The following is a 13,539-nucleotide window of genomic DNA, read 5'->3' as shown; positions in this document are numbered from 1 at the left end:
TCTTTCCTTGTCGCTGGCATCATGCTAGCGTTTATACACTTGTGAATTGATTGTACGGTTTAGCGCACATAAATTCACCACGAAAAATGTTTTGTTATAAAAAAGCCTCACGAATGAGGCTCCTTAAAAAATCAGTAGTTAAGAACGATAGTCCGCATTAATTTTCACATAATCATATGATAGGTCACAGGTATATACCGTATCTTTGGCCTGCCCTCGACCAAGGTTTACATGAATGGTCATTTCTGTCTGTGACATTACACGCGCACCAGCTTCTTCGGTATAGTCTTCAGCAGCACCACCATCTTTACAAATTTGCACGTCGTCTAACCAGACTTGAATTTTTTCAACATCCAAATCTTTCACGCCAGCATAACCAATCGCAGCAAGAATACGCCCCCAGTTTGGATCAGACGCAAAAATTGCCGTTTTAACCAATGGTGAATGGGCAATGCTATAAGCAATATCACAGCATTCTTGTGTGTCATTTCCACCATCAACCGTGATAGTAATGAATTTGGTCGCCCCTTCCCCATCACGAATAATCAGTTGCGCCAAACGCTTCATCACACGCGATAAAACATCCAAGATCACAGTATAACGAGCATCATCTTCACTGCTAATTTCTATACCACCAGCCATTCCGGTTGCAGCAAAGATGCATGAATCATTGGTAGAAGTATCACCATCCACAGTAATCCGATTAAATGATTGGTCTGCACTAATTTTTAACATTTTTTGCACAAGATTTCGTGCAATTGGCGCATCGGTTGCAACAAAACTCAACATGGTCGCCATATTGGGGCGAATCATGCCTGCACCTTTAGAAATCCCAGTCATTGTATAGGTTATACCATCAAGCTCGAACTGTTCTGAGGCGCCTTTTGGTGTAGTATCCGTGGTCATGATCCCAGTCGCAGCGTCTGTCCAAGTGGAGTCATTCAAACTATTTAGTGCAGGCTGTAAACCTTGCGTTAAACGCTCAATGGGCAGTTGTTCACCAATAACCCCTGTAGAGAATGGCAATACCTCAAATTCTTCTACCTGCGCTAACTCAGCAAGCTTTAAACAGGTCAATTGTGCATTTTGCATGCCCAATTTGCCTGTACCCGCATTAGCATTCCCAGTATTGATGACCAAATAGCGCGGATTAGCTTGTGCTAAATGCGCTTTCGACACATGAACTGGTGCTGCGCAAAATGCATTTTGGGTAAATACACCCGCAACATTGGTACCTTGTGCAAATTCAAAAATAACTAAATCTCGTCGATTTGGATAACGGACATACGCCTCAGCAGAGCCAATTTTTACACCTTGTACCACATGCATATGCGGCATAGACACGTCACCAACAGCCATTTTCAAATGTCCACATGAATTAAAATGAAAATACAGCTTATTAGAATTCTCCATAAAAATCGAGCTTATTAAAATGCTTATTTATTTTTACTATAAGAAAAGCTTATTCATTTGAATATAAAATAAAAAAGCCAGTAAATATACTGGCTTTACATCAGCAACGTATCACTGTTGAATAGCAGTTGTTGTATCTGCAGCCAACAATGCTTGCTTTACTTTTTCTTGACTAGATACTGACAAGGCTGGATTCGAAGCAACAACACGATTAATCGTGGCCGGTGTTACCGCAGCAATTGCCGCAGTTTTTAAAATAATTGGGCGTCCGCCTGTATTACCTAAAGTATAACGAATACCAGTACGTGGACTGATTACAGTCGTGGTTTCATTTTTTACTTCTGCTTGGGCTGTCACTGCGCCTGTAGCAGCTTGTACTTTTTCCACTGTCGTCGTTTGTGGTGCTGTATCTGCAAATGCCAATGCTGGAACTGCTAAAGTTGCAACAAATAAAGGTTTTAATAATTTTTTCATTATCTTCCCAAAGATCTTTTCCAATTGAGCAACTTAATACCACTTAATCACATTTCCTGCAATAAAAATTAACGCATGGTAATAACTTGTAAAAAAAGCAGAACAATTGTTCTGCTTTTTCGTAACACTTTCAGGGTCTATTCACTAATTAGATTTTGCCGTGACATTGTTTGTATTTCAAACCTGAGCCACAAGGACAAGGTGCATTTCGGCTTTCTGGTGCAACAACCTCATCACTATCAGTGAATTGTGCATCAACAATTTCATTACTGACCGTACCGCTTAAACCATCCACTTCATCATGTGCAAAGTTAAGACGCATAGATTCAGCTTGAGCCTGTTGTTGAGCTTCCATTTCAGCAAGCTCTTCAGGTGTTGGGATATGCACACGAGAAATATCAGTAACCACGTCTGACTTAATCACACCCAACATATTGACGAATAAATTGAAGGCTTCCTTCTTATATTCTTGTTCAGGGTTCTTTTGTGCATAACCACGTAAGTGAATCCCTTGACGCAAATAGTCCATCGCAGCCAAATGGTCTTTCCAATGACGGTCTAATGAACCCAACATGAAGTGACGTTCAAGTGTCGCAGCAGTATCATCCCCCATCTGTTCACGACGATTACGGTAACGTGTAACGATCTCATCAGAAATACGCTCAACCAAGGCTTCTTCATCTAGACGACGATCTTCTTCCAACCATTGATTTACAGGAAGATTAATCCCCAAATCTTCATTCAATGCATTTTCAAGCCCTTGAATATCCCATTGATCATGGATAGATTCAGGTGGAATATAGGTTTCGATTAAACCTTTCACGACTTCACGGTGCATTTCTTCAATATAATCTTGAAGTGAACTTTCCTCTAAGATTTCATCACGCTGCGAATAAATAATTTTACGTTGTTCATTATTTACATCATCGTATTTCAATAAATTTTTACGAATATCAAAGTTACGTGCTTCAACTTTGCGCTGTGCATTTTCAATAGAGCGTGACACCATTTTATGTTCAATGGCTTCATTCTCTTGTAATCCCATCGCACGCATCATTGCCACAACACGATCACCTGCGAAAATACGCATCAAATCATCTTCTAATGACAAGAAGAAACGTGAAACACCGGGGTCACCTTGACGACCAGAACGCCCACGCAACTGATTATCGATCCGACGCGATTCATGGCGCTCAGAACCAATGATGTGTAAACCACCTGAACTCAACACCATTTCGTTGTTTTGTTCCCATTCCGCTTTAAGACGAGCTTCGTCTTCAGCAGTATAGTTTTCAATTTTGGCAAGTTTTGCTTTCCAGTTACCACCAAGCAAAATATCTGTACCACGACCAGCCATATTCGTTGCAATGGTTACTGCACGTGGTGAACCTGCTTGAGCAATAATATCTGCTTCACGCTCATGTTGTTTAGCGTTCAAGACTTCATGGGTAATACCTGCATCTCGCAACTTATCAGATAAAATTTCTGATGCTTCAATGGTTGCAGTACCAATCAAGATAGGTGCAACACCTGCTTCATGAATTTTCTGAATTTCTTCAATAATTGCATTGTATTTACCATTACGATTTAAATAAATTAAATCGTTTTGGTCATTACGAATCATCGGACGATGGGTTGGAATAAGCACCACATCCAAACCATAGATTTCTTTCATTTCCGCAGCTTCAGTATCAGCAGTACCTGTCATACCTGAAAGTTTTTTGTATAAACGGAAATAGTTTTGGAATGTCGTAGTTGCCAAAGTTTGGTTTTCAGGTTGAACGTCTAAGCCCTCTTTGGCTTCAACGGCTTGATGTAAACCTTCAGACCAACGACGACCTGGCATGGTACGACCAGTATTCTCATCAACAATAATTACTTCACCATCATGTACGATGTAATGAACATTACGTTGATAAAGGAAATGTGCACGAATTGCAGCAGACACATGATGAACGAGATTTAGATTTGATGGTGAATATAAGCTTTCGCCTTCAGCCAACAAGCCCATTTTAATCAATTCATCTTCAACAGTTTCATAACCGACTTCAGTCATTTCAACTTGGCGTTGCTTTTCATCAATCCAGAAATGACCGCCATCTGCGACTTTTTCTTCTTTTTGAGCATGCAACTTCGGTGGAATACTATTGATTGCAACATAAAGCTGTGATGAGTCATCACTTTGACCCGAAATAATCAACGGTGTACGTGCTTCATCGATCAAGATCGAATCGACCTCATCGATAATCGCATAAATCAAACCACGTTGCTTTTTCTCAGCCATAGAGAAAACCATGTTATCGCGCAGATAATCGAAACCAAATTCATTATTGGTACCGTAAGTAATATCTGAACGATATGCTTCAGCTTTCTCTATCGGTGATTGCATCGAATAGATTACACCAACGCTTAAACCCAAGAACTCATAAAGCGGACGGTTTAATTCAGCATCACGTTGTGCCAAGTAATCGTTGACCGTGATGACATGAACACCTTGCTCACTAATTGCATTTAAATATACAGCCAAAGTACCCATCAGGGTTTTACCTTCACCTGTACGCATTTCTGCAATTTTTCCTTCATGCAAAGTAATACCACCAATGAGCTGCACATCATAATGACGCATACCCATGACACGTTTTGCTGCTTCACGACACACCGCAAACGCTTCTGGCATTAATTTATCTAGGCTTTCACCTTTCTTATATCTTTGTTTGAATTCTTCAGTTTTTGCAGATAAGTCTGCATCGCTGAGTGCAGATGTCGTCGGCTCGAGCGCATTAATCTTATCGACAATTTTACGCATACGTTTTAGTTCGCGCTCGTTTTTAGTACCGAAGATTCCTCCGATCAGACTTGCCAACATATAAACTCTCTAAATCTTTGTGAAATAAATTTTTCTCAGACGATATTATGGTGGTAGAAATTTGAAGTACAAGGGTTTTGCACAAATCCAATCAAAAAAATCTGACGATTAGTTCTAGCACGTATCAGCTAAGGCGCATTAATGTAGCAAATTTAACCGATATTTGCAGTGAGGTAGAGATCAATTATATGTTTTTTTTCATATGCTTCTTTTATTAATATCTATTTTCTTCATAAAGAAATACAAAAACACTATTTTTAATTATAAAAAAACTGGGTAATAGTAGTTTGGACGAGCCAAATAACAAACAACATTTTTAGATATTGAGGTTTCAAAATGACTTTACGATTAGGTGACATTGCACCAGATTTCACTCAGGAATCTAGTGAAGGTCCAATTAAGTTTTATGATTACTTGGGCGACAGTTGGGGTGTTTTATTCTCACACCCTGCCGATTATACGCCAGTATGTACCACTGAGTTGGGTTATACCGCAAAACTAAAAGATGAGTTTGAACAACGGGGGGTAAAAGCCATTGCCCTTTCAGTGGATGATGTGGAATCGCATAAAGGTTGGATCAACGACATCAATGAAACGCAAAATACCACTGTAAACTTTCCAATCATTGCAGACAAAGATCGTAAGGTGTCGACGCTGTATGATTTCATTCATCCAAATGCCAGTGAAACTCTCACCGTGCGGTCTTTAGTTATTATTGATCCCAATAAGAAAGTTCGCTTAATCATTACCTACCCTGCATCAACTGGACGTAATTTTAAAGAAATTCTACGTGTGATTGATTCATTACAACTGACTGACAATTATAAAGTTGCCACACCTGCAAATTGGCAAGATGGTGAAGATGTGGTCATTATCCCGTCGATCAAAGATGAAGCGGAGCTGAAGCAACGCTTCCCAAAAGGTTATACGGCGGTTAAGCCCTATCTTCGTCTTACTCCACAACCCAATAAATAATATACAATATTGAATTTTTTAGAATAAAGCGATTAACTTCAAAAGATCACATAGCAATTTTATGTGATCTTTTTTTACATCCTTTTGTTATAAAAAAATATTTTCAATACACTTTAAAAAACACTTCAAACAACAATAAAATCATTAAAAAATATAAAAGACACCGAAGTGCCTTTTATGATCAAAGATCAGCGAACAAATATTATGCAGGAATACGTAAAACTTGTCCTGGGAAAATATCATCCGCATTTTTTAACAAAGGGCGGTTCGCTTCAAAAATTTTATTATATTGGTTGGCATCACCATAAAATTCTTTTGAAATTTTAGACAAATTATCACCTGATTTAACCGTATAAAACTTACTTTCAGGTTCAGGTGTTGCAACTGTCATTTGGTCATCAACTTGCGCAACATGATCAATGTTTCCCACAGCAAGAATGATTTTCTCTTTATCTGCCTGAGTTTGTACTTGACCATGAATTGTCGCCAAATCAGAAGCACCGTTATAACTTACGGAAAGTCCTGTTACTGGTAAACCTAACGCTTTAATGTGTCCCAATAACTTATTGGCTATTTCTTGTGCAGATGGTTCTGATGGCGTTGCTGGTGCTGCTTGTGGCTCAGCTGGTGCTGTATTTTTCTTACCAATTCCTTTAATAAAATCAAAAAGACCCATATTTAGTACTCCATATCATTATTGAAAATTGTTTTACTGAGAATGTATTACTGTGAACTGTTATACAAATTTACGAACTCTATTTTTATAGCTAAAAAGTATCAGGATGTGCGTTGTCATTGGTGATAAAAAGGTAACGATATGTAACCAATGTTTTGATTTTAAACTTATTTAGTTGTTATTAATGGTTGAGTCATCGCCAATCAAAGATTCGCTCGAAACCCTAACTTCAGGCATAAAAAAACCACCCAAAGGTGGTCTTTTTACGTATAACAACACCGTGTTATACAATCAACACATTAACCAAGTTTTTTAGTTACATAGTCGATAGCTGATTGAACAGTTGTGATTTCGTTAGAATCTTCATCTGGAATAGTGATGTCGAAGTCATTTTCGAAAGACATAACAAGTTCTACTAGGTCTAGAGAATCAGCACCCAAATCATCCATGAAAGATGCTTCGTTTTTGATTTCTTCAGCTTTGATACCTAATTGTTCTGCAACAGCTTGTTTAATGCGTTGTTCGATATCGCTCACAGGAATTCTCCTCATTGCTTGTGGCGGCTTTTAATTGCCTGATAGTTTAATTGAATATTTACTTTTTTCAAAGTTTATACATCGCATTACGCCATGTATAAACCACCATTTACGTGTAATACTGTGCCTGTAATGTAACTGGCTTTGTCAGAAGCCAAAAAACTTACTGCATTTGCAATATCTTCTGGTTGACCAAATCGATTTAACGCAACTTGATCACTCATTTTTTTGCGAATATCTTCACTCAACTGCTCAGTCATTTCTGTTGCAATAAAACCTGGTGCAATACAGTTGACTGTAATCTGACGGCTTCCCATTTCTTTTGCGAGACTGCGACTGAAAGCTTCAATCCCTGCTTTTGCAGCAGAATAGTTGGCTTGCCCTGGATTAGCAAAATGTGCAACAACAGAACTAATATTGATAATGCGCCCAAAGCGAGCTTTGGTCATACCTTTCAATACACGTTTAGATAAGCGGAATACAGCTTTTAGATGGATATTGAGAATATCGTCCCAATCCTCTTCAGACATACGCAACAATAAATTGTCTTTGGTAATTCCAGCATTATTCACCAGTATCATCACTGAACCATATTTTTGTTCAATGTCTGATACCAATGCATCAATTGCTGCACCATCACGTACATCTAGTAATGCACCAGCACCATTTTCAGCAAAAACTGTTGAAAGTTTTTCTGCACCCGCTGCCGATGTTGCTGTACCTACAACAAAATAACCATCTTGAATTAATTGCTGAGCGATGGCAGCACCAATCCCTCGGCTCGCGCCTGTCACTAATGCGACTTTGCGTTCTTGTGTCATGCAATTTTCCCTTCAGCCACTAAGATAGCATTCAGTGCATCTTCCATACGACTTTGTGTATCGAGTGGAAATGCTTTTTCGATATTTGGTAAACGTTTTGCTAAATTCGCCAATACATTCCCTGGACCACATTCAGCAACATACTGAATGCCTTGGTCTTGAATGAATTGCATGGTTTTAGTCCACTGTACTGACTGATACAACTGTGCTGTTAACGCTAAGCGCAATTGGCTTGTATCTGTCGCGATTCCAGCATTGACATTTTGTATTACAGGAATGCTTGGTAGCTCAATGGCAGTTTGTTCCAAAGCTTCTGCAAACTGTACAGCAGCAGGTTTCATTAGAGAACAATGTGATGGTACAGATACAGGTAATGCAATTGCTTTACCGCCGTTTTCTTTCGCAACGATCATGACAGCTTCGACTAGAGTTTTGTCACCTGCGATAACAACTTGACCTTGCGCATTATAGTTTGCAGCTTCAACAGAACCACGACCTTGCACATTGGCTTGCTCGCACAATTCAAGTACTTTCGCATCATCTAGACCGAGAATGGCGGCCATTGCGCCTTGCCCCTGAGGCACAGCGCTTTGCATCAATTTACCGCGTAAATTTACCAACTTGACTGCATCTGCCAAAGTCATCGACTCTGCAGCAACTAAAGCACTGTATTCGCCTAATGAATGACCTGCGAGGTATTTTGGTACAACACCACCAAGATCTAACCATACACGCCATAAAGCAATACTTGCTGTCAATAAAACAGGTTGGGTATTTTCAGTTTGATCTAAACCTTCACCGCTTTGTGCAATGTGCCATAAATCAAAACCGATGGCATCTGATGCTTCAGTAAAGGTTTCTTGTACACCACTAAACTGTTCTGCAAGTTCAGCAAGCATACCCACTTTTTGTGAACCTTGACCTGGAAACAAAAATGCAGTTTTTGTTGCTTGAGCTGCTTGTTCGAATCGTTTGGCAGACATATAAAAAGTCCCTTATTTAATCTTGATCGTTTCCGATGGCGCAATTTTACATTAAAAAAAAATTAATTTAATTGCGAAATACAACAAAAAAACCAGTCATTCAAAACAAAAAAAGGGAGCTTTCGCTCCCATTTTTTACTAAGCTTGCGCTTAATACTTACCAATTATTCAGCATCAGCTGCTTTAGCGAATAATTGACGACCACGGTAGAAACCATCTTTAGTCACATGGTGACGACGGTGAGTTTCACCAGTAGTTTGGTCTACAGTTAGTGCATTCTCGGTTAAAGCGTCATGTGAACGGCGCATGTCACGGCGAGAGCGACTTTTACGGTTTTGCTGAACGGCCATGATGGCTCCTTACAAATCGAAAAAATGGATCAGAACAAATTCGGTTGTCTTAACTTAACAGTATAACACAAAATTTAGTTAAGTTTACCCTTCAAACCTGCCAAAACTTCAAACGGATTATCCCGTTTTTCTTCAACAGTGTCCTGAACGGCTGGTTGGTGCTTATGTTCACAAGCATCATGCTTAGGAGACAGAGGCATCAACAATAACAATTCATCTTCTAAAAGTGCAAGTAAATCAACAGTTGCAGGAGTATTGGTTAAATAATCCCCTTTAATTGTTGCTTCACTTTCACCTAGTACGATGAAATCAGCATCCTCATCCAAGCGCTCTATCAGTGACTCATCATCTATTAAAGCTAAATGGAAATCAGAAACTAGTGTAATTTCAACAGAATCCAGACAACGCTGACATTCCATTGGAACTTTAGTATCTACATGACCATCTAGCCAAACAATACGATGATACGCATCCATTGATAGCTTACAGTCTATATTGATCAATTGATCATCAATTGATCCAACAGCTTCACGGGAAATACGAACAAAGCGAGACAATGGCAGGGTACCTGACCATGTAAAGCCTTGTTCAGCCCATTTAAACGGCTCTATCTGTGCCGGAAAGGTATTTGCTGACATAATTAAGGCGGCAATTCTACAAATTCATAGGTACTCTGTCAAAGATTAAGATACAATTTTGTACTTATTTAGACAGATCTCTTGAGTAATACAAGCCATGCATCAGTTGCAGCCGCAACCTGAAGTCACTACTTCATTACAATTCAATACGCATTCAACTTCTGAAAACATATTGCAAGCCGCCGATGTGCAACGCTTATCATGGGCTAACTTACAAACAGAAGTACAACACGTTGATTGGCTTATCTTACACTTTAATCACTGGTTTTCCCACCTAAATGTGACGCTTGTTCGTGGTGATTTTGAACCAGAGTATTTCCCTGCTAGCGAACACAGCCCTGCCCGTATTCAGTTTGCACATGGTTTTTTCAACAGTGCTCTGCATGAAATCAGTCATTGGAGCATTGCCGGAGAACAACGCCGTTTATTGCCTGATCTCGGTTACTGGTATGCACCCGATGGTCGTACAGCTGAACAACAAGCCTTATTTGAGCAAGTTGAAATCAAGCCTCAAGCCATTGAATGGTTATTTTCCAAAGCATTTGGACGAAAATTTCGAGTTTCGCTGGATAATCTGACTGGTGAAGGTGGTGACGGCTCGACATTTAAAGACAATGTCTATGTACAAGTGCAGGAATTTTTTTCGGGTAAAGCCAAACTTCCACGCGATGCAAAACATTTAATTCAGTGTATTTGTCTATGTACTCGAGGTGGCAAAACATTACAAAGCACTGAATTTAATCGTAACGATCTTGATTAAACCCGTAATTTTTTTAAAACATTGATTGCAACGATTTACTTTCCCAAGTAATAATTGAATTAACAATAAATCAGGAGAATAAATATGCTGCATTTAAGAGTACATCCTGACAATCCTCAACCACGTTTAATCAGCCAAGCAGTCGAAAGAATTCGAGCAGGTGATGTTGTGGTTTACCCAACTGATGCCGCTTATGCAATCGGCTGTCAAATTGGAAATAAAAGTGCAATGGAGCGTATTGCTCAGATCCGCGGTCTAGGGGCAAAGCATCAGTACGCGATTATCTGTGCAGATTTATCTGATATTGCAACCTATGCCAAAGTAGACAATGCAATGTATCGTCTACTTAAAGCCAATACCCCAGCCGTAACCACATATATTTTACCCGCAACCAGTGAAGTTCCACGACGCTTGATGCATCCCAAGAAAAAAACTATCGGCTTACGTGTTCCAAGTAATCCCGTCTGTCAGATACTATTAAAAGAGTTGGGAGAACCCTTACTGACCAGTACTTTGATTTTACCTGGTCAAGATGCACCAATGGATGATCCCTACGATATTGAACAATTACTGGAAAAACGTATTGATGTGTTTATTGACAGTGGTTTAGGTACCTTAACCACCACTAGTATCGTTGATTTATCAGGAGCGAACCCTGAAATTATTCGTCGTGGTGTAGGCGATGTAAGCGCTTTTGAGTAAGCTCCAAACTGCATTTAATCGCTGATACGTGATTAAAGAATCAAGGCTTGATAGAAGTAAGATGCGATGGATTTATTCACCACGTTATTAAATATTAATAACGTACAAAATGATCAAATTTTATTTGTTGAAAAGCCTTGGACACCTGAATCACAAGTTACTGTGTTACATGTCTCTTTCGCTAAAAAATCCCTTAGCAAAAAAATTTCAGTTCTATCTAGTAGTCAATGAACTAAAACACTTAGTCTTGCAGTTTGAAACTCGAAATGTTTGTTTAATAGAGCTGTGCTATTTAATTATCGAACATGTCCTTGAAAAAAATAAAATTATTCAACATCTTTAAAACTTAGATTAAATATGAAAAAAATTCTTTATGTCTTGGTCATTATTCTTGGATTACTTATCAGTTATCCCTTTATTAAATCACCTAATGTTCGTATTTATCATGAAGAGCATGAAATCATTTTAGAAAACATTTTCTTAGGTGAGTATTATTGAGGTTTCAATAAACTAAAAATTCAATCTATACAAAATCATACCCTTATTTGTGAAATTGAACACCCTCACATTCTTTACCCTGCAGATCGGCAAAAGATTAATACTCATCAAGTAAGCATTCATCAAGCAAATAATAAGCAACAGATCAGACTCAAAAAAGGGATCAATGATGAACTGAGTATTTGGGGAAGCGCATTTCAACACCCCACAGTAAAACCGTGCCTATTAAAAAATGAAACTTATATTGTTTCAATCTGGGGAAACAACGGCTCTGGTTTTTCAACACGTAAACGCTTAAAAATCTTCATTCCATGAGCTGTGATTTGAGCTCTATTAAACACAACAATTGTATTTTTAGATTGGTATTTTTCTCAATTCAGTTTATAAACAAAGCACAATCCTAAAAACAAATGCTTAATTATGATTTATAAGGTACATCATTTACATTGTGGAACCATGTGTCCGATGTGTGCACCACTATACGGACAAAAAGGTTTGTATGGAAAAATGGTGTGTCATTGCCTATTGATTGAAACAGACAAGGGGCTTGTTTTGGTCGATACCGGTTTTGGGATGCAAGACTACCTTCACCCACAAACACGTTTAGGTAAAGCTTTTACTAAAATAAGTGGCATACAAGCTGATTTCAATCTCACAGCCATTTCTCAAATTCAACAATTGGGTTTTAAACCATCCGATGTTCAACATATTTTGGTCAGCCATTTAGACTTAGATCATGCAGGTGGTATTTCAGACTTTCCCAATGCCACGGTTCACATCTTATCCAGTGAGTTTAATGCTGCACAAAAACTTTCAGTCATGAATAAATTGCGCTATCGACCACAACAATTTAAAAATCATCGCTACTGGAATTTTCTTGAACCTATAAATGGCGAAGCATGGTTTAACTTCCAAAAAGTTCAAGGTTTTAATATTTTCAATGATGAAATTTTATTAATTCCTTTAGTCGGTCATACTGTAGGACATTGCGGTATAGCGATCAAACAACAAGAGAGATGGTTATTGTTCTGTGGCGATGCTTATTTTAATCATCTAGAACTCAACCCTAAGAATAAATTACGCGCGCTCGACAAAATTGAATATCTCCTAGCAGAAGATAATACATTGCGCTTAAAAACATTATCACAACTGCAACAGCTTGCACAGAATAAAGCAAAAATTGAAATTATCTGTGCCCACGATCCTGTTGAACTAGACCGATATTTAAAGCATGCTTAAATCTCAATTATTACGTTATACCACTATCTTCGCACTCAGCGTACAGCTTTCAGCATGTATGACAACAGCTGCACTTCCAGATCATGAGCGCCCAAAACAATGGGGAACTATTGTTGCTCCACAGTATAATTTTTATCGAATCAGTGACACCGTTTTTCGTAGTGAACAACCCAGTGCTGAACTTATTCCTGAGTTAAAAACCAATCATATTGATGTCGTTATTAATTTAAGAAGTCGCAATAAAGATAAAACCGTCTTTTCAAAACAAAACTTTCAATTGGTTCATATCCCGATCAATACTTGGGCAATTGATCGTCATGATCTACTCAATGTCATGAAAACAATTCAAATCGCAAAAGCCCAAAACCAGAAGGTTTTAATCCATTGCTATCATGGTTCTGATCGTACTGGGGCAAGTGTTGCAATGTACCGAATTATTTTTGAGAACTGGTCTGTGAAGGATGCTTTAAATGAAATGAAGCATGGCGGTTATGGCTTCCATCCAATCTGGGGCAATATTGAAAAACTTTTTACCCCTGAAAATATAAAATGGATCCGTGAGCAACTCGCGAATCCATCTTTAACCACAAAGACCTAATTCATAGCGT

General features: G+C 38.6%; 14 protein-coding genes. 5 read left to right on the top strand and 9 right to left on the bottom strand.

The genetic code is table 11. The features are described 5' to 3' along the window. Positions 1-138: 138 nt before the first annotated feature. From argJ to secA, 3 genes are all read right to left on the bottom strand, one after another. Entirely contained in the window at positions 139-1,359 is a 1,221-nt protein-coding gene (argJ, locus tag AC2G3J_RS03285) for a bifunctional glutamate N-acetyltransferase/amino-acid acetyltransferase ArgJ (RefSeq protein ID WP_483770652.1), read from the bottom strand. 165 nt (positions 1,360-1,524) lie between these two features. After that, entirely contained in the window at positions 1,525-1,887 is a 363-nt protein-coding gene (locus AC2G3J_RS03280; protein ID WP_336954391.1) for a hypothetical protein, read from the bottom strand. Positions 1,888-2,035: 148 nt separating this feature from the next. Continuing rightward, entirely contained in the window at positions 2,036-4,753 is a 2,718-nt protein-coding gene (secA, locus tag AC2G3J_RS03275) for a preprotein translocase subunit SecA (protein ID WP_483770651.1), read from the bottom strand. A 336-nt stretch (positions 4,754-5,089) separates the two neighbouring features. Here secA and AC2G3J_RS03270 point away from each other — a divergent pair, with 336 nt between their 5' ends. Further along, complete coding sequence (locus AC2G3J_RS03270; RefSeq protein ID WP_336954388.1) at positions 5,090-5,728, top strand: peroxiredoxin; 639 nt, start codon at positions 5,090-5,092, stop codon at positions 5,726-5,728. 202 nt (positions 5,729-5,930) lie between these two features. On the opposite strand, the gene lysM is transcribed toward AC2G3J_RS03270, so the two are convergent. The 6 genes from lysM to AC2G3J_RS03240 all read right to left on the bottom strand — a co-directional run bounded on the left by lysM (position 5,931) and on the right by AC2G3J_RS03240 (position 9,732). After that, positions 5,931-6,404: a peptidoglycan-binding protein LysM gene (lysM, locus tag AC2G3J_RS03265; protein ID WP_336954387.1), complete on the bottom strand. Its 474-nt coding sequence runs from the start codon at positions 6,402-6,404 to the stop codon at positions 5,931-5,933. Between the two features lie 299 nt (positions 6,405-6,703). Further along, positions 6,704-6,940: an acyl carrier protein gene (acpP, locus tag AC2G3J_RS03260; protein WP_004723957.1), complete on the bottom strand. Its 237-nt coding sequence runs from the start codon at positions 6,938-6,940 to the stop codon at positions 6,704-6,706. An 86-nt stretch (positions 6,941-7,026) separates the two neighbouring features. After that, positions 7,027-7,761: a 3-oxoacyl-ACP reductase FabG gene (gene fabG / locus AC2G3J_RS03255; protein WP_336954385.1), complete on the bottom strand. Its 735-nt coding sequence runs from the start codon at positions 7,759-7,761 to the stop codon at positions 7,027-7,029. After that, the gene (gene fabD / locus AC2G3J_RS03250) at positions 7,758-8,744 is read right to left on the bottom strand and encodes an ACP S-malonyltransferase (RefSeq protein WP_336954383.1); all 987 of its coding nucleotides are present in this window, start codon (positions 8,742-8,744) and stop codon (positions 7,758-7,760) included. The genes fabG and fabD overlap by 4 nt, the downstream gene beginning before the upstream one ends. Positions 8,745-8,908: 164 nt before the next feature. After that, a complete protein-coding gene (rpmF, locus tag AC2G3J_RS03245; RefSeq protein ID WP_004723964.1) occupies positions 8,909-9,094 on the bottom strand; it encodes a 50S ribosomal protein L32 in 186 nt (61 codons plus the stop codon). A gap of 74 nt (positions 9,095-9,168) precedes the next feature. Then, the gene (locus tag AC2G3J_RS03240; protein ID WP_336954381.1) at positions 9,169-9,732 is read right to left on the bottom strand and encodes a YceD family protein; all 564 of its coding nucleotides are present in this window, start codon (positions 9,730-9,732) and stop codon (positions 9,169-9,171) included. A 97-nt stretch (positions 9,733-9,829) separates the two neighbouring features. On the opposite strand from AC2G3J_RS03240, the gene AC2G3J_RS03235 reads away from it, so the two are divergent. The 4 genes from AC2G3J_RS03235 (at position 9,830) to AC2G3J_RS03220 (ending at position 13,529) form a co-directional block, all read left to right on the top strand. Next, positions 9,830-10,492: an elongation factor P hydroxylase gene (locus AC2G3J_RS03235; RefSeq protein ID WP_419360681.1), complete on the top strand. Its 663-nt coding sequence runs from the start codon at positions 9,830-9,832 to the stop codon at positions 10,490-10,492. A gap of 84 nt (positions 10,493-10,576) precedes the next feature. After that, entirely contained in the window at positions 10,577-11,194 is a 618-nt protein-coding gene (locus AC2G3J_RS03230; RefSeq protein ID WP_336954379.1) for an L-threonylcarbamoyladenylate synthase, read from the top strand. A 918-nt stretch (positions 11,195-12,112) separates the two neighbouring features. After that, positions 12,113-12,931, top strand: coding sequence for an MBL fold metallo-hydrolase (locus tag AC2G3J_RS03225; protein ID WP_336954376.1), 819 nt, complete (start codon positions 12,113-12,115; stop codon positions 12,929-12,931). Then, positions 12,924-13,529, top strand: a complete 606-nt coding sequence (locus AC2G3J_RS03220) for a dual specificity protein phosphatase family protein (protein WP_336954375.1) — start codon at positions 12,924-12,926, stop codon at positions 13,527-13,529. The genes AC2G3J_RS03225 and AC2G3J_RS03220 overlap by 8 nt, the downstream gene beginning before the upstream one ends. Positions 13,530-13,539 lie beyond the last annotated feature (10 nt).

The organism is Acinetobacter legionensis (assembly GCF_057165765.1).
The sequence above is the reverse complement of the archived record's forward strand: the minus strand, read 5'-3'. Positions and strand labels throughout refer to the sequence as shown.